Raw genomic sequence first — 20,711 nt, forward strand, 5'->3', positions numbered from 1 at the left:
CCTACCCGGCTCGGAGCAGGTCGTGCAGGGTCCGGGCGAGCCCGAGGTACTCGTCGGCGTCGCGGGCCGCGAAGTGCAGGTCGATCAGCGGCTCGGCTCCCAACTCCCGCACCGCAGAAGCCAGGTAGGCCACCAGCTGGTGCGGGGTGCCCCGGCCGGGGACCTGCCCGTCCTCGGCCGGGGTGAGCACCGGATCGACCCGGAGCACCAGCCGCAGGGCCCCGGCGTCCCGGCCGGCCGCCTCGGCGTGCCGGCGGACGGTGTCCCAGAGCGCGGTGAGGGCCGGGAGCGGGAGGCCGACGCCCAGCCAGCCGTCCGCCCGGCGGCCGGCCCGCTCCAGGGCGCCGGGGCTGGTGCCGCCCAACAGCAGGGGCGGGCGCGGCCGTTGGACCGGCTTCGCCCGGATGTCGGACGGTGGGACGGTCCACAGGGTGCCGCGGTGCGAGACCTCCTCGCCGTCGGCCCAGATCCGTTCCAGCACGTCCAGGGTCTCCTCCAGCCGGGCCGCCTGCCCGCGCCAGGGCACCCCGACCGCCTGGTACTCGTCCTTCGACCACCCCAGCCCGAGCCCCACCTCCAAGCGCCCGTCGCTCACCACGTCGAGCGTGGTCAGGGTCCGGGCCAGCAGCACCGGCGGGTACCAGAGCGCGTTCAGGGTGCTGGTGCCCAGCCGCACCCGGCGGGTCGCACCGGCCGCGACGGTGAGCAGGGTCAGCGGGTCCAGGAAGGTCCGGTGCTCGGCCGGCGCCGTGCCCGTCCCGCCGGGGTAGCGGTTCTGCGGCTCCCGGGCGACCAGGATGCGGTCCCCGACCCACAGGCTGTCGTAGCCGATCTCCTCGGCGTCGGCCGCGAGCCGGGCCGACAGCCCTGGGCCGGCGAACCGGCCGTACTGGGGAATGGACAGTCCGAGGCGCATGACGGGTGAGACCCTCCGGAGCAGAGACGGCGGGATCAGACCCTATCGACGGAGTGCGAACCCACATCCGCCAGTTGACGTACTCCGGGGCAGAGTCCGTCGCCCCGAAGGGCCGTCCCGCACGCCCCCCCCGGTCACCCGCCGACGGCCGGTGCCACCGGGCAGTCGACGCAGCGGCAGGCCGGGGGATGTGCGGTACCCGCCCACCGCTCGGCCCGGTACCGCCGGGCCAGGTCCTCCAGCCAGGCGGCGGTGGGCTCGATCTCCTCCCGCCCGTCCGCGACGAACGGCTCGTGCCCGCGCTCCTCGATCCGCCGGAGCACCGCCGGGCGGTACACCAGGTCGGGGCGGAAGGCGTGCAGGTGGCGCAGCGGTACCGAGATGGTGACGTACCGTCGGCCGCCCCGGCCGGAGCCGATCACCACCACGTCCTCGAAGCCCATCCCGCCGTACCCGCTCACCACGTGCACCTTGGCGTCGCCGCTCAGCGCCTTCAGCCCGGGCCGCAACTCCTGCCCGCCCTCGCCGAAGCGCCGCCAGGCCACCACCTTCGCCCGCACCGCCCACTGCGGTGCCGGGCCCGTCTGTGCCTCCGTCATGCCCACGAGTCTTCCCGGGCCGACCGGCCGCGTACAACGGGTTTCCCGCAGGTCGTGGCCCGGGTCAGTACGTCCGGCCCTCGCCGCGGTGGGGTGGCTCGGGGCCGCGGTCGGGGCGGTCGCCGAGTTGGGAGCTGAGGCGGTTGAGCAGGTCGGCCAGTTCGGTGAACCGCTGCTCGTCGTAGTCGCCGATCAGCTTGGCGAGTTGGGAACGGCGGGCGGCTGCCAGGCGGTCGGCGACCTCGGCGCCGGCCTCGGTGAGGCGCAGCGGCAGGCCGTTGCGGACGGCCAGGCCGCGGCCCTCGACCTCGCGGGCGGCCTCCTCGATGACGGCGATCGGGACGGTGCGGTGTTCGGCGAGTTCGGCCGGTTCGGCGGAGCCGTGCCGGTGCATCTGGAGGATGAGCCAGCTGGAGGCGGGCTTGAGGTCGAGGCCGGCCTCGGCGGTGATCCGGCGGAACAGGTCGCGGCGGGCGTCCCGGCTGCCGAGCACCGAGAGGGCCCGGGCGATCTCGTCCAGCGAGGAGCGTTCGACCGGGTTGATGCCGATCGACTCGCTGAGGTCGGGAGCGGTCACGGTGGTGCGCAGCGGCTGCTCGCGCAGCAGCAGCGCGAGCACGAAGGCGAGCACCGCGACGGGCACGGCGTAGAGGAAGACCTGGGTGATCGACTCGGCGTAGGCGTGGTGGATCACGGTCTGCGCGGAGGCGGGCAGCACGGCGATCGAGCGCGGGTCGGCGGAGATCGCCTCCGGGTCGAAGCCGGGCGGCAGTTGGAGCCCCGCCAGGTCCTCGGCCAGCCGGCGGTTCAGGCCGCTCGCGAAGACCGTGCCGAAGACCGAGACGCCGAAGGAGGCGCCGATCGAACGGAAGAAGGTGGCCCCGGCGGTGGCCACGCCGAGGTCCTCGTACCCGACCGCGTTCTGCACGATCAGCACCAGCACCTGCATCACCAGGCCGAGCCCGAGCCCGAAGACCAGGAAGTAGAGGCTCATCTCGGTGGTCGAGCTGTCCTCGGTGAGCCGGGAGAGCAGCCAGAGGCCGACCGCGGTGACGGCGGTGCCGGCGATCGGGAAGACCCGGTAGCGGCCGGTGCGGGCGACGATCTGGCCGGAGCCGATCGAGGTGAGCAGCATGCCGAGCACCATCGGCAGCATGTGGATGCCGGACATGGTCGGCGAGACCCCCACCACCACCTGGAGGAAGGTCGGCAGGTAGGTCAGCGCGCCGAACATCGCGAAGCCGACCACGAAGGAGATCACCGCGACCAGGCTGAAGGTCCGCGAGTGGAACAGCCGCAGCGGCAGCACCGGCTCGGCCGCCCGCTGCTCGACCCGGACGAAGACCGCGAGCAGCAGCAGGCCGAGCACGCCGAGCCCGATGATCTGCCAGGAGCCCCACGCCCAGGTGGTGCCGCCGAGCGAGGTCATCAGCACCAGGCAGGTGGCGACCGAGGCGATCAGCACGGTGCCGAGGTAGTCGATGGTGTGACGGCGCTTCACCTCGCTGCCGTGCAGCACGGCGGCGATCACCACCAGGGCGACGGCGCCGATCGGCAGGTTGACGTAGAAGACCCAGCGCCAGCTGAGGTTGTCCACGAAGACGCCGCCGAGCAGCGGGCCGAGCACGCTGGTGACACCGAAGACCGCGCCGAACAGACCCTGGTACCGGCCCCGGTCACGCGGCGGGACGAGGTCGCCGACGATCGCCTGGGAGAGCACCATCAGCCCGCCGCCGCCCAGGCCCTGGACGGCCCGGAAGGCGATCAGCTCACCCATGTTCTGGGCGAGGCCGCAGAGCGCGGAGCCGATCAGGAAGAGCACGATCGAGGCCTGGAAGAAGCGCTTGCGGCCGTACATGTCGCCGAGCTTGCCCCAGAGCGGGGTCGCCGCCGTGGCCGCCAGCATGTACGCGGTGACCACCCAGGAGAGGTGCTCCAGGCCGCCGAGGTCGCTGACGATGGTGGGCAGCGCGGTGGAGACGATGGTCTGGTCGAGCGCGGCCAGCAGCATGGCCAGCAGCAGGGCGCCGATCGGCACCCAGAGGTTGTGGACCGCTTCCTCCGGGGGCTGCTGCCCCCCGGCCCGCTCCGGCGTGGCCGCCTCCGCCATGCCCGCTCCTCGGTGCTCGGGGCTCGCAGGCCACCCGGGGTGATGATCAGACAGATTCCCCCATGATGTCAGAAATGTCTGATTCGGCATCAGCTCGCTGCGCCGTCCGTGCCCCTGACGGACCCCGCCCCGCACCGTCCCGATTCGGCACCAACCGGGCCGGGACCCCAGGAGTGCCTGTTCCACCCACCGGAACCTCCTGCATAATCAGCCCCGTTCGAGCGCCACCACCACCGAGGAGGTCCGGCCCATGCCGGGAGAGCACCACGAGGGGCCCCTGGTCCGGCCGTACGTGCCCGCCCCGGCCGCGCCCGAGGACCCGTTCGCCACCACGGTCATGCCGCCCGTCCCGGCGGACGGCTTCGCCACCCAACTGCTGCCGCCGGTCCCGGCCCCGCGGGACGAGGCCGCGACCCAGCTGCTGCCCCCCGTCCCGGCCGGGGCGCCGAGGCCGCCGATGGTGCCGCCCGCACCGACCCAGCAGCCCATCCCGGTGCAGCAGATACCCGACCTCCAGCTGATCCCCGGCCCGCCGCCACCACCGCAGCAGCAGCACGCCGAGGCCGACCTCGGCGTCTTCGGCTTCCGCGCCGTGCCCGAGGCGACGCCCGGCGGGCGGGCCGACCGGCGCCAGCAGGAGCAGGAGTCGGCCGGCCGCAGACGCACCGTCATCATCGGCGCGGGCCTGGGCATCGCGGCGGTCGGCGCCGGGCTGGCCCTGCTGCTCGCGCCGTCGGACGCCAAGAAGCCCGACGAGGTGGCCCTCCCGGCGCCCGTCGGCACCTTCCAGCCGAGCCCCACCCCGACAGCACCCGAGGCGGCCCCCGACACCCCGACGGCCGAGCCCTCCCCCAGCGCCACCCGCACCACGGCGAAGCCCAAGCCCTCCCGGACCGCGACTCCCACCCCCACCCCGAGCACCGTCCCCAGTCCCCCGGCCGACCCGGTCACCCCGGTGGCACCCCCGGCCCCGGTCACCAGCGCGCCGCCCAGCAGCACCCCACCGACCACGGCACCCACCACACCCGCACCGCCCCCACCGCCTCGGATCCTCCGGGACCCGTCGAGGGGTGAGGACGTCCTCCAGTTGGAGCGTCAGCTGAGCGACTACTTCTGCGGTCGCTCGGGGTTGCGGGCCGACGACACCTACGACTGGCGTACCAGCCAGGTCGTCTCCCGCCTGCAGGTGTCGGAGGAGATCTACGACGAGGAGTGGGGCGTCTACGGGCCGAAGACCCGCGCCGCACTCCAGCGTGCCCTGGCCGATCCCGAGCGCTGCTGACCCGGCGTCAGCCGGTGACGGCCTTGAACAGGCTGAAGCCGGACATCACCAGCATGATGCAGGCCGCCACCCGGATGATCACCTTCATCGGGACGTACTGCAGCAGCTTCTGCCCACCCAGGATGGCGATCGCGCTCACCGAGCAGAGCGCCAGCCACGCCCCGATCCCGACCGACAGCGGGTCCGCGTACTTGGCGGCCAGGTTGGCGGTCATGATCTGGGTCAGATCGCCGAACTCGGCCACCGCCACCAGCAGGAAGCTCGCTCCGGCCACCTTCCAGAACGAGCCGGAGGACGGCTGCCGGCCCTCCGCGCCGTCGTCCTCCTCCTCGCCCTTGGGCCAGAGCAGCATCACCGCACCCGCGAGGAAGAGCAGGCCGGTCACGCCCTCCACCCAGCGCTGCGGCAGCAGCGAGAGCAGGTGGCCGGCCGCCAGTGCGATGCCGACCTGGAGGGCGAAGGCGGCGGCGATGCCCGCGAAGACGTAACTGGCGCGGTACTTGGTGCCGAGCACCAGGGAGGCCAGCGCCGTCTTGTCCGGGAGTTCGGAGAGGAAGACGATGCCGAAGGTGATCGCGGCTACGGTGATGCTCATCGGAGCGTGGGGCCCTTCATCGGGTCGGGGGCTGCCCGCCGCGATGACCCGTGGAAGGGGACGCCTCGGCACGGCAGCACTGGTCAATGTTCACAGCACTGCGGCCGAAGGTCTCGCCAACACCCGCGGACGGGTGTCCCGGGCACCGGGCCGGCGGACGGATCCGCTGGCCAGTATGTCGACGCTCCGGTGGAGGGCTACTCCCCTTCAACAACCCGATCAGCCTACCCGCTCACCGCGCCCCGGCCAACCAGCTCCAGCACCACCACGACCGCCACCGCCTCCACCAGCAGCAGTGCGACCAGCACGAACAGCTGCACCGCCCCGGCCTCCACCGCGCTCGCCCCGCCCAGCAGCATGCCGACGAAGGCACCCGGCAGCGTGACCAGCCCCACCGTCCTGGTCTGGTCGAGCGCGGGCACCAGCGAGGTCGCGGCGGCCGTCCGGCAGATCTCCAGCCGGGCGTCCCGCTGCTCGAAGCCGAGCGCCAGCGCGGCCTCCACCTCGCCCCGGCGCTGGGTCAGCTCGTCCACCGCCCGCCGCCCGGCCAGCGAGGTGGCGGTCAGCGCGCCGCCGGTCAGGATGCCGGCCACCGGAATCACCGAGAGCCCCTGGAACGGGAGCAGCCCGGAGCCGAGCAGGAGCAGCAGCACCGGCAGCACCCCGGCCCCGATCGGCAGCGCGGCCCACTGCCAGCCCGGGCCGGCCGGGACCATCCGCCGCCCGGCCGTGCGCACCGCGACCGCGACCATCAGCAGCACGAAGGCGGCCGAGGTCCACATCGAGCCGGCCACCCAGGCGATCACCAGCGCGACCGCGGCCAGCTGGAGCACCGCCCGCAGCCCGGCCCGCAGCACCGCCCGGCCGTGCCCGAGCCGCCCCAGCCCGGCCACCGCCACCCCGGCGGCCAGCAGCAGTGCCGTCGCCACCCCGAGCGCGGGCCCGACCGGGAGCAGTTGAGCGGCCGTCAGCGGGCCCGCCGTCAGATCCGCCACCCCGTCAGCCCCCTCCGCCCCGTCGGATTCACCACTCCGTCAGATTCACCAACCCGTCAGATGCACCAGCCCGTCGGCGCCGTCAGATCCAGGTGGTGAACCACATCCGGTCCTGCCAGTCCGACATCGGGATCACCTCCGCCGTGTAGAGCGGGAGGAAGAAGGCGAAGCAGCCGACCACCGCCAGCACGATCGCGCCCGCACCGACCGCCCCCCACCGGCGCCGCGCCGCCGGGGCCCCCTCGGGCCCGATCAGTCCGCCCAGCATCTGGGCCACCGCCAGACAGAGGAAGGGCACCAGCACCACCATGTAGAAGGAGAAGGTGGTGCGCTCCTGGTAGCCGAACCACGGCAGGTGGATCGCGGCCACCGCGCAGAGCACCGCGCCGGAGCGCCAGTCCCGCCGGAAGGCCCAGCGCCAGAGCGCGTACAGCAGCGCGAAGCAGCCCGCCCACCAGAGCAGCGGGGTACCGAGCGCGAGGATCTGCGAGGCGCAGCCACCGGGGTCGGTGCAGCCCTGCTGACCGTTCGGCACCTGCTGCCAGTACATCGAGACCGGGCGGCCCTGGACCAGCCAGCTCCAGGCGTTGGACTGGTAGGTGTGCGGGGTGGAGAGGCCGGTGTTGAAGTCGTACATCTGCTGCTGGTAGTGCCACCAGCTGCGCAGCACTCCGGGCACCCAGGAGGACGGCTGCCCCTCGGCCCACTGCCGGTCGTAGCCACCGCTGCTGACGAACCATCCGGTCCAGGAGAGCAGGTAGACCAGGGCGGCGGCGCCGACCGTGGAGAGGAAGGCCGGCAGCGCGTCCCGGCGCAGCATCGCGGCCCAGGGGTGGCGGGCGCCGGCCCGGCGGCGGGCGGCCTGGTCCCAGAGCACGGTCAGCAGGCCGAAGGCGGCCAGGATCGGCAGACCGTTCCACTTCACCGCGCAGGCGCAGCCGAGCAGCACCCCGGCCGCCAGCCGCCAGGGCCGCAGGCCGAGCCGGGCCCGGTCGGCGTCCACCGCTCCCTCGGTGCGGTAGGCGGGCAGCCGCCCGCGGGTGCGGTCCCGGTCGACCAGCAGGCTGCCGAAGGCGGCCAGCACGAAGAACATCTGCACGCCGTCCAGCAGCCCGACCCGGCTCATCACGAACTGCAGGCCGTCCACCGCCATCAGCAGCGCGGCGGTGCAGCCGAGCAGGGTGGAGCCGAACAGCCGGCTCCCGATCCGGGCCAGCATCAGCACCGTGACGGTGCCGAGCGCGGCCACCGCGAACCGCCAGCCGAACGGGTGCAGGCCGTAGGCCCACTCGCCGAGCCCGATCACCCACTTGCCGAGCGGCGGGTGGGCGATGAACTCGGGGGCGGAGGTCAGCGGGATCTGCTGCGGGGTGCCGAGGATCAGCGCGTTGGCGTCGTCCGGCCAGACGCCCTCGTAGCCCTGGCGCAGCAGCGACCAGGCGTCCTTGGGGTAGTACGTCTCGTCGAAGACGAAGGCGTTCGGGGTCCCGAGGTGCCAGAACCGCAGCAGTCCGGCGAACAGCGCCACCGCCACCGGCCCGAGCCACCCCGCGTACGGGGCCCACGGGGACCGCCGGGCCCGCTCGACGACGCCGACGACGTCCGCACCCTCCACCGTCAGTGCCATGCCCTCGCCGACTCCTCGCCCTGACCGATCCGCCCTGACCACCCGACAGTTTTGTCGGCTTTGCCGGGAATCCTAGCCGTGACGGGCGGTCAGACCGGGCGGAACGGGGCGGCTCAGGCCGGGACGATGTTGTGGTTCAGGTGGAAGACGTTCTCCGGGTCGTAGGCCGACTTCACCGCCGCCAGCCGCCGGGCGTTGCCGGTGCCGAGCCCGGCGGCGACCCGGTCCGGGCCCTCGTCGCCGATGAAGTTGAGGTAGACCGCACCGATCGACCAGGGCACCATGTCCTCCCGCACGCCGCGTGCCCAGGCGATGCCCCGGGCGTCGTCGGCCGGGTCCTCCCAGACCCCGAACGGGTGGACCGCCCAGGGGGCGACCCGCCAGGGCACCGGGAAGTCGGCCGGCCCCCGGGCCACCGCGCCGCCCATCGGGAAGACCACGTGGATCGAGGCGGACGGGCAGACCATCTCCGCCGCCCGGGCGCAGAACAGCTCGGCCGCCTCGCCGGGGAAGTCGTGCAGGTACTCGGCGGACCAGTAGTTCCGCTCCCCGGGCGGGTCGTCCAGCATGCACTGGACGTCCGCGTACGGGAGCTCGGCGATCATCTCGCCGGTGTGGCCGTGCCCCAGCATCGGCGCGAACACCTCGCGGGCCGCCGCCTCGCCGCCCGCGTAGGTGAGCAGCACGGCGGCCGTCAGCCCGCCGACCAGTCCGGCCGGGACGAAGGGCTCGGGCGGGCCGGTGAGGTAGACGAAGCCGCCGCCGACCTCGTCGGGGGCGGTGCCCATGAAGTCCAGGTAGCGGCCCAGCACGGCCGGCCCGGCCTCCGGCGGCCAGAGCAGCATGGCCAGCGTGAAGTGGGGCAACTCGTGCAGGCGGAAGGTGAGTTGGGTGACGACGCCGAAGTTCCCGCCGCCGCCGTGCAGCGCCCAGAACAGCTCGGGGTGGCGGTCCTCGTCCGCGGTCACCAGCTCGCCCTCGGCGGTCACCAGGGTGGCGGCCAGCAGGTTGTCGCAGGCCAGTCCGTACCGGCGCTCCAGCCAGCCGGAGCCGCCGCCGAGGGTCAGCCCGGCCACACCGGTGGAGGAGTCCCGGCCGCCGGTGGTGGCCAGGCCGTACGGCTGGCAGGCCCGGTCCAGGTCGGCCATCACGGCTCCGCCGCCGACCCGGGCGGTGCCCGCCTCCGGGTCGACCACCACCGCGTTCATCCGGCGCAGGTCGATCACCAGGTCGTCGTTGACGGAGACTCCGGTGACGGCGTGCCCGCCGGCCCGGACGGCGATCTCCAGCTCGTTCTCCCGGCCGAAGGCGATCGCGGCGGCCACGTCGGCCGGGCTCTCGCACTGGGCGATCACCCGGGGGTGACGGTCGATCATGGCGTTGAAGACCGTGCGGTTCTCGTCGTACCCGGGCCCGCCCGGGGTGATCACTTCACCGGCGAAGCCCGCCCGCAGGTCGGTCAGCAGCTTGGGGTGCAGCTCGGTGGTCATGGCACTCGCCCCTTCCGAGGGGCGCCCACTGCTCGACCGCGCCGCCCTCCCCCGGGCGCCGGACGGCGGGACACCCCGCACGGCCGCTCCGACGCGCTCCACGCCACTCCAACGTAGACCCGGCCGTCACCCCGCGCACATCGCGCAGGGTGACGGCCGGGCCGGGTGCGGCGGGGCGGATCAGGCCGCGGTCTGGAGCTTCTCGGCGGTGATCCGGGCGTTGTCCTGAGCCGGCGTCAGCTCCACCCGCAGCCGCAGTGCCAGCACCACGATCAGCAGGGTGCAGAGCGTCATGGCGGCCAGGTAGAGGGGCCAGGTGCCGGAGCCGACCAGCAGCACGCCGACCGCCGGGCCGACCGCGATGGCGATCTGCTTCACCAGCGCGTAGCCGGAGTTGTAGGTGCCGAGCAGCCGGGCCGGGGCCAGGTCGGCCACGATCGGGCCCAGGGTCGGGGCCAGCAGCGACTCGCCGACGCCGAACAGCGCGTAGACCGCGATGATCGCGACGGTGGCGGCCACCGCCTCGCCCCGGACCAGGCCGGCCACCAGGGCCATCAGCCAGGCGCCCAGCCAGACCACGCCGGCGGCGGCCATCGCGGTGGTGCGGCGGCGGCGCTCGGTGATCTTCACGACGAACATCTGCAGCACCACGATGGTCAGCGCGTTGGCGCCGATCGCCAGGCCCAGGGTGGACGGGGCGGTGCCGACGGTGTCGGTGGCGAAGGCCGCCACGCCGGACTCGAACTGGCCGTAGCAGGTGAAGAAGATCAGACCGGCCAGCACGCAGAGCCGCAGCATCGCCTTGTCCCGGACCAGCGCCTTGAGCCCCTGCGGACCCTTGTGGCCGCCGGCCGGGACGAGCACCGGCTCGGCCGCCGGGATCCGGGCGGTGCCGGTGACCAGGGCCAGGCCGAGGAAGGTGAGCGCCTCGATGGTGAACAGGCGGGTCAGGCTGGCCGGCTCGGCCACGTCCACGATCTGGCCGCCGACCAGGGCGCCGATGCCCATGCCCAGGTTGATCAGGGTGAACTGGAGCGCGAAGGCCCGCGAGCGGGTCGCCCTGGTCGAGCAGCGCACGATCATCGTGGCCAGGGCGGGCTGACAGGTCGTCACACCGGCACCGAACAGGAAGGAGGAGACCATCAGCGCGGCCGTGCCGGTGGCGTGCCCGAAGGCGAACGCGCCGGTGGCGGCCATCGCGGCACCGGCCAGCAGCACCGGCCGCGGCCCGTACCGGTCGATGCCCCGCCCGGTGAACGGCAGCACGGCGAGCGCGGCCAGCGCGAAGACGGTGAACACCATCCCGGCGGCCAGCGAGCCCAGCCCGCGCACCTGGTCCACGTAGACGAACATGTACGGCATCGTGAACCCGCTGCCGAACGCGCTGAGCGCGTTTCCGATCTGGACGCGGCGCAGCGGACCGCCCGCCCCGAGACGCCTGCCCTGCTGCTTCACCGTGCCGGCCACCGTGCACACCCTTTCAAGAGATACTTTTAAGACCAGAAGATTTCAGACCTAAACTCTAAGGATCGGAAGCCTTGCTTGTCAAAGCCTTAACGGCTGCACTGGGACATGGGAGGATGGACCCATGACCGCAACCGAACCCGCGACGCCGGACTCCGGCGAGCTGGCCATCGCCGAGCAGGTGGCCGCCTACCAGCGGGAATTCCCCCTGGTGGACCCCCAGGTGGAGACCATCGTGTCCACCCTCTCCCGGGTCGCCCGGCGGATGAGCGTGGCCTACGGCCGCCAGCTGACCGTGCTCGGGATCACACCCGCCGAGTGGGAGGTGCTCAAGGCCCTGGTGGTGGCCGGCAGCCCGTACCGGCTCGGCCCCGGCGACCTGGCCAAGCGGCTCGGCCTGACCCCCGCCGCGATGACCCACCGGATCGACCGGATGGTGGCCGAGGACCTCGTCACCCGGGAGCGGGACGAGTCCAACCGGGTCCGGGTGATCATCGAGCTGACCGCGAACGGCCGGGACAAGTGGCTGGAGTCGATGCGGATGGCGGCGGTCTTCGAGGAGGAGCTGCTCCAGGACGTCACCGCCGAGGAGCGCCCCGCGCTCTCCGAGCTGCTCGGCCGGATGCTCCGCCGGATCGAGGAGAGCCAGCCGGACGCCCTCGGCCGCACCGAGGACCTGGCCTGACCCTCCCCCGGACATGCCGGAAGGCCCCGGACTCCAGTGGAGTCCGGGGCCTTCCTCATGCGGCCTGACGTGGTGTCAGGTCAGGAGCAGGCACCGTTGTCGGTCCAGACGCCCCACTGACCGCTCAGCGAGGGGTCCTCGTTGGTGGTCCACCACTTGTTGGTGTAGTTGTGGCCCTTCCAGGAGACCTTGGTCGGGGTGGCGTACACCGCACCGGCGCTCCAGGACGGGGCGCAGGTGCCGTTCGGCACGGACGGGCTGGCCGACGGGCTCGGGGTCACCGACGGGCTCGCGGAGGGCGAGGCCGAGGTGGACGGGCTCGGCGAGGCCGAGGTGCTCGGGCTCGCGGACGGGCTCGGGCTGCTGGAGCCGCTCGGGGACGGCGACGGGCTCGGCGCGGCCGGGCAGTCGGCGGCGGAGCCGTTGGTGGCCGACACCATCTTGTCCCAGAGCGCGGTCTTGGTGCCCAGGTCGTAGAGCGAGAAGGCGAACGAACCGCCCAGGCCGTTGCAGTGCGCGTAGTCGACCTTGGCCTGGATCGAGCGGGCGTCCTCACCGGACCAGAAGGTGTTGCCGTCGTAGAAGTACGTGGTCTTGGCCTGGTCGTCCCAGAAGGTCTTGGCCGGGTTGTCGACGAAGCCGCCGAGCTCCTTGTACATCTGGATGCCGGGCACGTTGCCGCTCATCGCCGCACCGGCCGCCGGGCCGGTCGCGGTCTGGAAGAGGCCGTTCTTGCCGTTGTTGGGCACGCCGGTCCAACCGCGGTAGTAGAACGGGATGCCCATGTTGATCTTCTTGGCCGGGAAGCCGCCGGGGATGCCGTACTCGGCGTCACCCACCGTCCACGCCTTGATGGCCGCGTCGATCGAGTACTTGCCGGTGCCCGGCTTGACCGGGGTCATCGGGTCGTTCGGCCCCGAGTACAGCGGCGCCTGGTGGTTGGTCGGGCCCTTGGCGTCCCAGCCACCGTGCATGTCGTAGGTCATCACGTCGAGGAAGGTCAGGTACTGGCCGACCTTGTCCGTCTCGATGTTCTTGATCTTGTCCTGGCCGGCGCCGACCGCCGCCGCCAGGGCGTAGGTCTTCTTGTCGGCCGCCGCCTGGGCGTCCAGCTGGGTGCGGAACTCCTTCAGCAGCAGCGTGAAGTTCTGCTTGTCCGCCGCCGACTCGTGGTTGCCGGTGTGGCCGCCGCCGCCCGGGTACTCCCAGTCGATGTCGATGCCGTCGAAGATCCCGGCCGCCGAGCCCGCGCCGCCGTAGCCGGCGTCGACGGGCAGGTTGCCCTTGATGAACATGTCGATGCAGGAGGAGACCAGCTTCTTCCGGGAGGCGTCGGTGGCCGCCGCGTCCGAGAAGAACTTCGAGTAGGTCCAACCGCCGATGGAGATCAGGACCTTGAGGTTCGGGTTCTTCGCCTTCAGCTTCTTCAGCTGGTTGAAGTTGCCCGCGATCGGCTGCCCCCAGGCGTCGGCGACGCCGTCCACCGCGATGTCCGCGCCGTAGCTCTTCTGGTAGTCGGCGAACGCGTCGCCCGCACCGTCACCCGCGTTGGGGTTGTTCTCGTCCTGGGACGCGGCCTTGGTGGCCTCGAAACAGGTGAGGTTGGTGGGGTGGATGTTGGCGAAGGAGTAGATCATGTAGTCCAGGTCCTTGGCCACGCCGGTGTCCTGGATGGTCTTCGGGTAGTACGCGTTCGCGTAGACCGACCACTGGTCGAAGTAGGCGACCTTGATGCCGCCGCTGGTCGCCGGAGCGCCGGTGCTGTTGCCCGCCGCCGCCTGGGCGGTGGTGCCGGCCGTCAGCGCGAGGCCGGCACCGAGCAGCAGCGAGGCCGCCGTACCGGCCGCCAGCGCGGCCAGGCCCTTCGGGCGCCGACGGGTGGCCGGCTCCTGGATAAGTCGGTTCATGTGCTCGTGAACCTCCGGGTCGTGGGGGAACTGCCGTGCCGCCCGTGGGTGTCGCACCGCGAGAGTGGGATCTCGCGGGCGGCGGGCACGCCAGTGGAGGTGGCGCCGGAAGGGCGCCGACCGGCACCGGCGGTCTGGACCACCGGCACCGGCCAGGGGCTCCCTGCACCTGGGCACCAAAAATGGACTAGACCAACTCCCCCGTCAAGACCCGCAGTTCCCCCTTGAGCTCCCCTTAAGGTTCTTTCTGCCCGCGAACAGCCAAAAGCCGGTCCCGCCACAGCGGGACCGGCCTCACCACCCGTCACATCCGTTCGATCTCCGTCAGATCCACCTCGACGGCGAACGGCACCTCCACCTTGAACCGGCCCCGGTGGATCCCCGTCCCGACGTACCGCCTGGTGGCGGGCTCCAGCTCGAAGGCGTAGACGACCGGATTGCGGCCTTCCTCCTTCTCCACCCGCCAGTAGTACGGAATGCCCGCTTCGGCGTACTTCCGGGGCTTCAGCTCCCGGTCCCGCTCGACCGAATCGGGCGACACGACCTCGACGGCGAGGAGCACGTCAGCCGCTTGGTAGGCGGTCTCCTCACCCGAAACCGCCGACGCCTGGACCACCACCAGGTCCGGCTCCGGCCGGTCGCGTCGACCGAGGATCACGCTCATCTCCCGGGCCACCTTGAGGCCCTCCGGACAGGCGTGCCGGAGGGCCCAGACGAGGAAGTCCACGGCGACGCTGTGGAAGTACTTCTGCGGGCTCATGAAGACGAGGCTCCCGTCGAGCAGTTCCGTGTGCGGCGGGAGGTCGGGCAGGTTGTCGAGATCCTCGGCCGTGAACCCGCCCTCGGGCGGGATCAGCCAGTCCGGTACGGCAGTCATCGTCGCTCCCATGGGGGTGATCCTCGCCGACCCGTCCAGCGTATCCGCCGGAAACGGGATCAACCCACCCTTGTGAGTGACCGTCAGTACCGCAGGGCGCTGCCGAGCTTCGCGGTGACGGTGCCGGAGAGGGTGCGGTTGCTCTTGGCGGTGGCCTGGGAGGTGGCGCCGGCCGCCGTCTCGGGGACGGAGAGCAGGGCGGTGTCGAGGAGGTTTCCGGACGAGTCCTGGAAGTTCACCGTGAGGGTGTACTTGTACGGCTGGGACCCGGAGTTGGTGACGGTGACCGGGACGGAGGACTTGCCGTCCGGGTCGGCGGTGACCTCGCCGAGCTTGACGTCGTCCTTGGCGTCCAGCCCGCCCTTGACACTGGCCAGCGCCGAGGACGCGGCGGCCTGGGCGGAGGCGGCGGCCGAGGAGGCCGCCGAGGCGAAGTTGCCCGCCGCGCTGTTCGCGGCGCTCGCGGCGCTGTTCGCCGCCGAGGCCAGGGCCGAGGCACCGGACTGCACCGAGGACGCGGGCGACTTGTCGCCGTCCGACGAGCACCCCGTCAGCAGCAGCCCGCCCGCGAGCACCGCACCGATCACGACCCGACGACCCACGACGACCTCCAGAGCAGTCAACGGAACCTGCCCCCAACCCTTGGCCGCCCTCCAGGCTCCGGCCAGCAGGCCGGTCCGTCCGGGTGACTACGATGACCCCATGGTGGTGCGCAGCCTCGGGGACCTGGAAGCCGAGATCATGGACCGGCTCTGGCGGTGGGGCCGGCCGGCGACCGTGCGCGAGGTGGTGGACGACCTCAACGCGACGCGGCCGGTGGCGTACACCACCGTGATGACGGTGGCCGGGATCCTGCACACCAAGGGACTGCTGCACCGTCACAAGCAGGGCCGCACCTGGGTCTACGAACCGGCCCGCAGCCGGGAGGCGTACACCGCCTCGCTGATGCAGGAGGCGCTCGGCTCCACCCCGGACACCCCGGCCGCGCTGGCGCACTTCGTGGAGCGGATCAGCCCCGACGAGGTGGCCGCCCTACGGGCGGCGCTGGACGCACTGGACGGGACGGGACGGCCGTGACCGCCGCCGCGCTGCTCGCGCTCTGGGCCGTGCTGGTCACCGCCGCGCTGCCGCCGCTGCTGGCCGGCGCCCGGTGGACCCGGCGCAGCCCGGTGCTCGGGGTGCTGACCTGGCAGACCCTCGGGCTGTCGGCGGTGCTCTCGGTGTCGATGGCGATCCGTCAGCTGGTCGACCCGTCGCCGCACCACCACGGCGGGCTGCTGCACCTGTGCGGGGTCTCCCCCGAGGCGGTCTCCGGCACGGCGCTGGCAGTGGCCGCGCTGACCGCCGCCCGCCCGGCCGCACTGCTGCTGCGCGCGCTGCACACCGCCCGGCGCGAGCGCCGCCGGCACCGCGCGGTGCTGGACCTGGCCGCCCACCGGGGCCGGGTCCCCGGCGGCGCGCTGCTGCTGGACCACCCGACGCCCGCCGTCTACTGCCTGCCCGGGCGGCACTCCCGGATCGTGGTCAGCCGGGGCGCGCTGACCGCCCTCAGCCCGGAGCAGCTGGCCGCCGCGCTGGCCCACGAGCGGGCCCACCTGACCGGCCGTCACCACCTCGCGGTCTGTGCCGCCCGGGCACTGGCCGGCACCTTCGGCCGCCTCCCGCTCGGCCGGCTGGTGGAGGCCGAGGTGCGGACCCTGCTGGAGATGGCCGCCGACGACCGCGCGCTGCGCCGGCACTCGCCGCGCGCGCTGGCCACCGCGATGGGCGTGGTGGCCGGAGCGCACGCCCCCGCCAGTGCGCTGACCGCCGGTCACCAGGCGCTGGCCCGGATCGAACGCCTCGCCACCACCCGCCCCGCCTCCCGCCCGGCGCTCGCGCTGGCGGCCACCGCCCCGGCGGCGCTGCTGCTGCTCCCCCTGCTCCTGGTCTGCCTCCCGCACCTGGCCTGACCCGCCCGACTTCACGCACCGAACTCCACGCACCGGGCTCCACGCACCGGGCCCGCCCCGCCGGGCCCGACCCGCGGCCGTCCGGGTGACGGCCCGCGCCCGCCTCCCCGACGGCCGCCCGCACGGCCGCTAGCGTCCGCTCAAGGTCCGTCCACGGAAGGCGAGTTCATGAGCGTTCGACCCACCATCGTGCTGGTCCACGGCTTCTGGGGTGGAGCCGCCCACTGGGCGAAGACCATCGTCGAGCTGGACCGCCTCGGCCACACCGGCATCCGGGCCGTGGAGATCCCGCTGACCTCGCTGGCCGACGACGCCGAGCGGACCCGGCGGATGGTCCGTCAGGTGGACGGCCCGGTGCTGCTGGTGGGCCACAGCTACGGCGGCGCCGTGATCACCGAGGCGGGCGACCTGCCGAACGTGGTCGGCCTGGTCTACGTCGCCGCCTTCGCCCCGGACGCCGGGGAGAGCCCGGGCGGGCTGACCCAGGAGTACCCGCCGGCCGCCGCCGCCAACCTGGAGCCGGACTCGGACGGCTACCTCTGGATCAGGGCCGATGCGTTCCACGACTCCTTCGCCCAGGACCTCACCCCCGCCGAGGGCCTGGTGATGGCGGTGACCCAGAAGGCCCCACTGGCCTCCACCTTCGGGGACGCGATCACCGCCCCGGCCTGGCGCTCCAAGCCGAGCTGGTACCAGGTCTCGACCGAGGACCGGATGATCCACCCGGACAACCAGCGCCGGATGGCCGCCCGGATCGACCCCCGCACGATCATCGAACTGCCCACCAGCCACGCCTCGTTGGCCTCCGACCCGGTCTCGGTGGCCGCCCTGGTCGACCAGGCGGCCGGGTCGGTCTGAGCACCGCCGGGCGTCGGCCGGCCGCTACTCGGCGGGCGCCCGGACAGCGACCGCCTCGACCTCGAAGAGCACGTCCGGGGCGGCCAGGCTCGCCACTCCGAGCAGGGTCTGCACCGGCGGCCGGTCGCCCCAGGCCTCCTTCACCGCACCGGCGATGACCCCGAGCCTGGCGAAGTCGTGGTCCACCACGTAGGTGCGGAGCTGGGCCACGTCGGCGAGGTCGAGGCCGTGGGCGGCCAGGGCGGTGGCGAGGTTGCGGAAGGACTGCCCGACCTGGGCCTCGAAGTCGGCACCGACCACCGCGCCGTCCGGGCCGGAGCCGTACTGGCCCGCGATCAGCACCAGGCCGGCCCCGGCCGGGACGGCGGCGGTGTGGCTGTAGCCGTACGGGACCGGGTCGTGCAGGCCGGCCGGGTTGACAAGGGTGTGCTGCGCCATGGGAGTTCGCCTCTCCTGGGTGTTCCTGTGGATGACACCGGGTGGTGCCGGGTGCTGCTGGGAAGAGCCTCGCAAGCAATCACGACACCCTCTGTCGGGTATCCCGGCCGGATTCACCGGTAGGTTCGGCGGATGCGCGCCGATCGGCTGGTCTCCCTGGTCCTGCTGCTGCGACAGCACGGCCGGCTCTCCGCCACCGCCCTGGCCCGGGAGTTGGAGGTCTCGACCCGGACGGTGCTGCGCGACGTCGAGGCGCTCTCCGCCTCCGGCGTACCGGTCTACGCCGAGCGCGGCCGGCACGGCGGCTTCGCGCTGCTGCCCGGCTTCCGCACCGAGCTCACCGGGCTGAACCACGACGAGGCGCTCGCCCTGCTGGTGGCCGGAGCCCGGCGCGGGGCGCAGGCGTTCGGCCTCGGGACGGCGCTCGCCTCGGCCATGCTCAAGGTGGTCGACGCCCTGCCGGCCGGCGGGCGGGACACCGCCGCCGGGGTCGCGCAGCGGCTGCTGGTCGACCCGGAGACCGACCTGCTGGAGCGGCGGGTGCCGGCCGAGGAGGCACCGGACGCGGTGGTGGCCGAGGTGCTCCGGGCGGTGGTGACCGGCCACCGGCTGCGGCTCCGCTACGCGGCCTCCGGCCAGGAGCCCCGGTGGCGGACGGTGGACCCGGTCGGCCTGGTCTCGGTGCGCGGGCAGGGGTACCTGCTGGCCACCCGGGACGGCCGGGACCGTACGTACCGGCTGTCCCGCCTGCTCGCCGCCGAGGCCCTCGCGGAGGCTGCCGAACGCGACGGGCAGGTCGATCTGGACCGGGCCTGGCGGGAGCGCGGCAGCCGGTTCCGGGCGGGTGGCGAGCAGGTCACGGTGGAGCTGCGGGTGGCCCCCGAGCGGCGGGCGGAGCTGGCGGGCACCGCCCTGGCCGTGCTCGGCGAGACCACCGAGCCGGACGGCCGGCTACGGCTGTCCGCCACCTTCCAGGACGCCCGGCACGCCGAGTGGGCCCTCTGGCAGTCGGCGGCGGAGGCCCTCACCCCGCCCTGGCTCCGGCAGTCCCTCCGGGCCCGCGCCGCCGCCCTCCTCGCCCGCTACGACGAGGCCCCCTGACCCACCGTCAGCCGCACTGCGGCCCCGCCCTGAGCACCCGTCAGGACAGGACGACGCCCGCCTCATCGTCCACCGCGCGAGCCTCCCGACGGCGGACCCCCGGGCCGGATACGGAGCACCCCGTGCAGCTGAGCGTCCGCACCCGGCACACGGGTCACTCCGTTCCCCTACGCGCAGTTCCCCGCGCCCCTGCAACACCGCACGGGGCGGAAGACGGGGCGGCCCCGGCACGAGCACCCGTCAGGACAGGCCGATGCCGGCCTCGTCGTCCGCCGCGCGGGCCTCGCGGCGGCGGACGACGTCCTGGCGGCGGGCCACCACGGCGGCGGCGCCTACGGCGGAGGCGGTGAAGGCGAGCAGGCCGAGGGCGGCGCCGTCGAAGCGGTGGTGGGTGAGGTGGTCGAGGGAGTAGCAGCCGGCCCCGGAGAGGCCGAGGGCCAGGCCGCAGGCGCCGAGCAGGGCGGGGTACTCGTAGCCGCCGCCCATCGCGAAGAAGCCGCTGGGGGCGTGCACGGAGACGGCGCCGACCATGGTGCCGGCCACGATGGAGCCGGCCGCCGGGGTGGCCAGGCCGGCCACCAGCAGGGCGCCGCCGCCCGCCTCGCCGAGGCCGGAGGCGATGGCGCTCTGGCGGCCCGGTTCGAAGCCCATGTGCTCCATCGCCTGGGCGGTGCCCTCCAGACCGCCGCCACCGAACCAGCCGAACAGCTTCTGGGTGCCGTGCGCGATGAGCACGCCGCCGACCGCCGCGCGCAGCGCCAGCAGTCCTAGGTCCTTACGGTTCAGACACGCCATGATGGGGCCTCAGTTCTCGCTCAACAGCAAAGCGGGACTAGCAAGGCCATCCCACACCGGGCCCGGCGCTCCCTCATCCGGGGGACGCCATCCGAGCGAAGGACCGTCATGCCGACCACCCCCACCACCCCGGCGATCCCGACCTTCCACCTCAGCAGCGCCGCCATCACCGACGAGCCCTCCTTCTGGACCGCCCTCGGCGGGGCCCTGGAGGCCCCCGACGGCTACTACGGCCGCAACCTCGACGCCCTGGCCGACTGCCTGCGCGGCGGCTACGGACCCCAGGCCCCCTTCGCCCTGGTCTGGCACGACGCGGCGAAGGCCCGCAAGGCGCTGGCCCGTCCCCTCCCGCAGTCCGGCGAGCGCTACTTCGACGCCGTCCTGGACGTGCTCCGCTCCGGTGGGGTCACCGTCACCCTGCGGTAGCGGTCCCGGCCGGCCAGCGGCCCTCGATCCAGAGCCGAAGCAGCGCCGCGTGCGAGAGCGGGCTGCCCGGGTCGGCCACGTCGCCGTTGGTGGTGTAGTCCAGCAGCACCACGTCCCCGGTCTCACCCGCCCGGCGCAGCCGTTCGACCGGATCGGCGGCCCGGTGCTCCAGCACCCAGCGGTACGAGGGCAGGTAGACCAGCCGCCGGGCGGTCTCGTACGGCAGCAGCTCGGTGCCGGTCAGGCCGGCCCGGTGGCCCAGCACCGGGCCGTACCGGCGGACGGTGCGTTTGAGGCCGCGCATGCCCGTCACGGCGAGCTTCGAAGGGTCCACGTCGGCGGTCCCGAAGACCTTGAGGGCCTGCCAGATGCCTTCCACCGACTGGCTGGTGACGCCCTCGGAGTACGGCACGGGGATGCCCCCGTGCGGGAAGAACGGGCTGAGCCGCACCCACGGCTCAGGAGCCCGCGAGGTCACGTCCACGATCTCGGCGCCGGGGTACGCGGCGGCCAGCGAGGCGGGCGAACGGCGGCGGCTGGCGACGTGGATCGGCACGGCGGCTCCTGACGGTGGTCCGGGGTGACGGACCGTCG

21 protein-coding genes are annotated in these 20,711 nt (G+C 73.4%); 7 read left to right on the top strand and 14 right to left on the bottom strand.

What is annotated here, in order from left to right:
• Position 1 precedes the first annotated feature (1 nt).
• The 3 genes from ACIRBX_RS12400 to ACIRBX_RS12410 all read right to left on the bottom strand — a co-directional run bounded on the left by ACIRBX_RS12400 (position 2) and on the right by ACIRBX_RS12410 (position 3,625).
• Entirely contained in the window at positions 2-916 is a 915-nt protein-coding gene (locus ACIRBX_RS12400; protein ID WP_402295905.1) for an LLM class flavin-dependent oxidoreductase, read from the bottom strand.
• Between the two features lie 134 nt (positions 917-1,050).
• Positions 1,051-1,515, bottom strand: coding sequence for a hypothetical protein (locus tag ACIRBX_RS12405; RefSeq protein WP_402295906.1), 465 nt, complete (start codon positions 1,513-1,515; stop codon positions 1,051-1,053).
• A gap of 64 nt (positions 1,516-1,579) precedes the next feature.
• Entirely contained in the window at positions 1,580-3,625 is a 2,046-nt protein-coding gene (locus ACIRBX_RS12410) for an MFS transporter (RefSeq protein ID WP_402295908.1), read from the bottom strand.
• Positions 3,626-3,875: 250 nt separating this feature from the next.
• Between ACIRBX_RS12410 and ACIRBX_RS12415 the strand changes: the two genes are divergently transcribed.
• Positions 3,876-4,907: a hypothetical protein gene (locus ACIRBX_RS12415; RefSeq protein WP_402295909.1), complete on the top strand. Its 1,032-nt coding sequence runs from the start codon at positions 3,876-3,878 to the stop codon at positions 4,905-4,907.
• A gap of 7 nt (positions 4,908-4,914) precedes the next feature.
• On the opposite strand, the gene ACIRBX_RS12420 is transcribed toward ACIRBX_RS12415, so the two are convergent.
• The 5 genes from ACIRBX_RS12420 to ACIRBX_RS12440 form a co-directional block, all read right to left on the bottom strand.
• Positions 4,915-5,502, bottom strand: a complete 588-nt coding sequence (locus ACIRBX_RS12420; RefSeq protein WP_402295911.1) for a TMEM165/GDT1 family protein — start codon at positions 5,500-5,502, stop codon at positions 4,915-4,917.
• Positions 5,503-5,726: 224 nt separating this feature from the next.
• Complete coding sequence (locus tag ACIRBX_RS12425) at positions 5,727-6,497, bottom strand: ABC transporter permease (protein ID WP_402295912.1); 771 nt, start codon at positions 6,495-6,497, stop codon at positions 5,727-5,729.
• An 82-nt stretch (positions 6,498-6,579) separates the two neighbouring features.
• A complete protein-coding gene (locus ACIRBX_RS12430) occupies positions 6,580-8,124 on the bottom strand; it encodes a dolichyl-phosphate-mannose--protein mannosyltransferase (RefSeq protein ID WP_402295914.1) in 1,545 nt (514 codons plus the stop codon).
• A 113-nt stretch (positions 8,125-8,237) separates the two neighbouring features.
• Positions 8,238-9,614 (bottom strand): FAD-binding oxidoreductase, encoded by a 1,377-nt coding sequence (locus ACIRBX_RS12435; protein WP_402295916.1) that lies wholly within the window; start codon positions 9,612-9,614, stop codon positions 8,238-8,240.
• 180 nt (positions 9,615-9,794) lie between these two features.
• Entirely contained in the window at positions 9,795-11,081 is a 1,287-nt protein-coding gene (locus ACIRBX_RS12440; protein ID WP_402295918.1) for an MFS transporter, read from the bottom strand.
• 121 nt (positions 11,082-11,202) lie between these two features.
• Between ACIRBX_RS12440 and ACIRBX_RS12445 the strand changes: the two genes are divergently transcribed.
• Entirely contained in the window at positions 11,203-11,763 is a 561-nt protein-coding gene (locus ACIRBX_RS12445) for a MarR family winged helix-turn-helix transcriptional regulator (RefSeq protein WP_402295919.1), read from the top strand.
• 80 nt (positions 11,764-11,843) lie between these two features.
• On the opposite strand, the gene ACIRBX_RS12450 is transcribed toward ACIRBX_RS12445, so the two are convergent.
• The 3 genes from ACIRBX_RS12450 to ACIRBX_RS12460 form a co-directional block, all read right to left on the bottom strand.
• Positions 11,844-13,670, bottom strand: a complete 1,827-nt coding sequence (locus ACIRBX_RS12450; protein WP_402295921.1) for a glycosyl hydrolase family 18 protein — start codon at positions 13,668-13,670, stop codon at positions 11,844-11,846.
• Positions 13,671-13,974: 304 nt separating this feature from the next.
• The gene (locus ACIRBX_RS12455; protein WP_402295923.1) at positions 13,975-14,547 is read right to left on the bottom strand and encodes a Uma2 family endonuclease; all 573 of its coding nucleotides are present in this window, start codon (positions 14,545-14,547) and stop codon (positions 13,975-13,977) included.
• 83 nt (positions 14,548-14,630) lie between these two features.
• Positions 14,631-15,149 carry a hypothetical protein gene (locus ACIRBX_RS12460; protein ID WP_402295924.1) on the bottom strand — a complete coding sequence of 173 codons (519 nt, stop codon included), beginning with the start codon at positions 15,147-15,149 and terminating at the stop codon, positions 14,631-14,633.
• A 106-nt stretch (positions 15,150-15,255) separates the two neighbouring features.
• Here ACIRBX_RS12460 and ACIRBX_RS12465 point away from each other — a divergent pair, with 106 nt between their 5' ends.
• The 3 genes from ACIRBX_RS12465 to ACIRBX_RS12475 all read left to right on the top strand — a co-directional run bounded on the left by ACIRBX_RS12465 (position 15,256) and on the right by ACIRBX_RS12475 (position 17,357).
• Positions 15,256-15,624 (top strand): BlaI/MecI/CopY family transcriptional regulator, encoded by a 369-nt coding sequence (locus ACIRBX_RS12465; RefSeq protein ID WP_402296465.1) that lies wholly within the window; start codon positions 15,256-15,258, stop codon positions 15,622-15,624.
• Positions 15,621-16,499 (top strand): M56 family metallopeptidase, encoded by an 879-nt coding sequence (locus ACIRBX_RS12470; RefSeq protein WP_402295926.1) that lies wholly within the window; start codon positions 15,621-15,623, stop codon positions 16,497-16,499. Before ACIRBX_RS12465 ends, ACIRBX_RS12470 begins: the two co-directional genes overlap by 4 nt.
• Positions 16,500-16,667: 168 nt before the next feature.
• The gene (locus ACIRBX_RS12475; RefSeq protein WP_402295928.1) at positions 16,668-17,357 is read left to right on the top strand and encodes an alpha/beta hydrolase; all 690 of its coding nucleotides are present in this window, start codon (positions 16,668-16,670) and stop codon (positions 17,355-17,357) included.
• 24 nt (positions 17,358-17,381) lie between these two features.
• On the opposite strand, the gene ACIRBX_RS12480 is transcribed toward ACIRBX_RS12475, so the two are convergent.
• The gene (locus tag ACIRBX_RS12480; RefSeq protein WP_402295930.1) at positions 17,382-17,795 is read right to left on the bottom strand and encodes a RidA family protein; all 414 of its coding nucleotides are present in this window, start codon (positions 17,793-17,795) and stop codon (positions 17,382-17,384) included.
• Between the two features lie 132 nt (positions 17,796-17,927).
• On the opposite strand from ACIRBX_RS12480, the gene ACIRBX_RS12485 reads away from it, so the two are divergent.
• Positions 17,928-18,896, top strand: a complete 969-nt coding sequence (locus ACIRBX_RS12485) for a helix-turn-helix transcriptional regulator (RefSeq protein WP_402295932.1) — start codon at positions 17,928-17,930, stop codon at positions 18,894-18,896.
• Between the two features lie 240 nt (positions 18,897-19,136).
• On the opposite strand, the gene ACIRBX_RS12490 is transcribed toward ACIRBX_RS12485, so the two are convergent.
• Positions 19,137-19,691, bottom strand: a complete 555-nt coding sequence (locus ACIRBX_RS12490; protein ID WP_402295934.1) for a DoxX family protein — start codon at positions 19,689-19,691, stop codon at positions 19,137-19,139.
• Between the two features lie 108 nt (positions 19,692-19,799).
• Between ACIRBX_RS12490 and ACIRBX_RS12495 the strand changes: the two genes are divergently transcribed.
• A complete protein-coding gene (locus ACIRBX_RS12495) occupies positions 19,800-20,117 on the top strand; it encodes a barstar family protein (RefSeq protein WP_402295935.1) in 318 nt (105 codons plus the stop codon).
• On the opposite strand, the gene ACIRBX_RS12500 is transcribed toward ACIRBX_RS12495, so the two are convergent.
• Entirely contained in the window at positions 20,104-20,673 is a 570-nt protein-coding gene (locus ACIRBX_RS12500; protein WP_402295936.1) for a DUF6939 family protein, read from the bottom strand. The genes ACIRBX_RS12495 and ACIRBX_RS12500 overlap by 14 nt on opposite strands.
• Positions 20,674-20,711: the final 38 nt, after the last annotated feature.

The organism is Kitasatospora sp. NPDC096147 (assembly GCF_044763225.1).
GTDB lineage: Bacteria > Actinomycetota > Actinomycetes > Streptomycetales > Streptomycetaceae > Kitasatospora.

What these genes read in the sequence shown, in the direction of transcription:
- ACIRBX_RS12400 (WP_402295905.1), bottom strand. Translation starts at nt 916, where the DNA reads ATGCGCCTCGGACTGTCCATTCCCCAGTACGGCCGGTTCGCCGGCCCA.
- ACIRBX_RS12405 (WP_402295906.1), bottom strand. Translation starts at nt 1,515, where the DNA reads ATGACGGAGGCACAGACGGGCCCGGCACCGCAGTGGGCGGTGCGGGCG.
- ACIRBX_RS12485 (WP_402295932.1), top strand. Translation starts at nt 17,928, where the DNA reads ATGCGCGCCGATCGGCTGGTCTCCCTGGTCCTGCTGCTGCGACAGCAC.
- ACIRBX_RS12475 (WP_402295928.1), top strand. Translation starts at nt 16,668, where the DNA reads ATGAGCGTTCGACCCACCATCGTGCTGGTCCACGGCTTCTGGGGTGGA.
- ACIRBX_RS12490 (WP_402295934.1), bottom strand. Translation starts at nt 19,691, where the DNA reads ATGGCGTGTCTGAACCGTAAGGACCTAGGACTGCTGGCGCTGCGCGCG.
- ACIRBX_RS12455 (WP_402295923.1), bottom strand. Translation starts at nt 14,547, where the DNA reads ATGACTGCCGTACCGGACTGGCTGATCCCGCCCGAGGGCGGGTTCACG.
- ACIRBX_RS12415 (WP_402295909.1), top strand. Translation starts at nt 3,876, where the DNA reads ATGCCGGGAGAGCACCACGAGGGGCCCCTGGTCCGGCCGTACGTGCCC.
- ACIRBX_RS12450 (WP_402295921.1), bottom strand. Translation starts at nt 13,670, where the DNA reads ATGAACCGACTTATCCAGGAGCCGGCCACCCGTCGGCGCCCGAAGGGC.
- ACIRBX_RS12430 (WP_402295914.1), bottom strand. Translation starts at nt 8,124, where the DNA reads ATGGCACTGACGGTGGAGGGTGCGGACGTCGTCGGCGTCGTCGAGCGG.
- ACIRBX_RS12435 (WP_402295916.1), bottom strand. Translation starts at nt 9,614, where the DNA reads ATGACCACCGAGCTGCACCCCAAGCTGCTGACCGACCTGCGGGCGGGC.
- ACIRBX_RS12480 (WP_402295930.1), bottom strand. Translation starts at nt 17,795, where the DNA reads ATGGCGCAGCACACCCTTGTCAACCCGGCCGGCCTGCACGACCCGGTC.
- ACIRBX_RS12495 (WP_402295935.1), top strand. Translation starts at nt 19,800, where the DNA reads ATGCCGACCACCCCCACCACCCCGGCGATCCCGACCTTCCACCTCAGC.
- ACIRBX_RS12445 (WP_402295919.1), top strand. Translation starts at nt 11,203, where the DNA reads ATGACCGCAACCGAACCCGCGACGCCGGACTCCGGCGAGCTGGCCATC.
- ACIRBX_RS12420 (WP_402295911.1), bottom strand. Translation starts at nt 5,502, where the DNA reads ATGAGCATCACCGTAGCCGCGATCACCTTCGGCATCGTCTTCCTCTCC.
- ACIRBX_RS12410 (WP_402295908.1), bottom strand. Translation starts at nt 3,625, where the DNA reads ATGGCGGAGGCGGCCACGCCGGAGCGGGCCGGGGGGCAGCAGCCCCCG.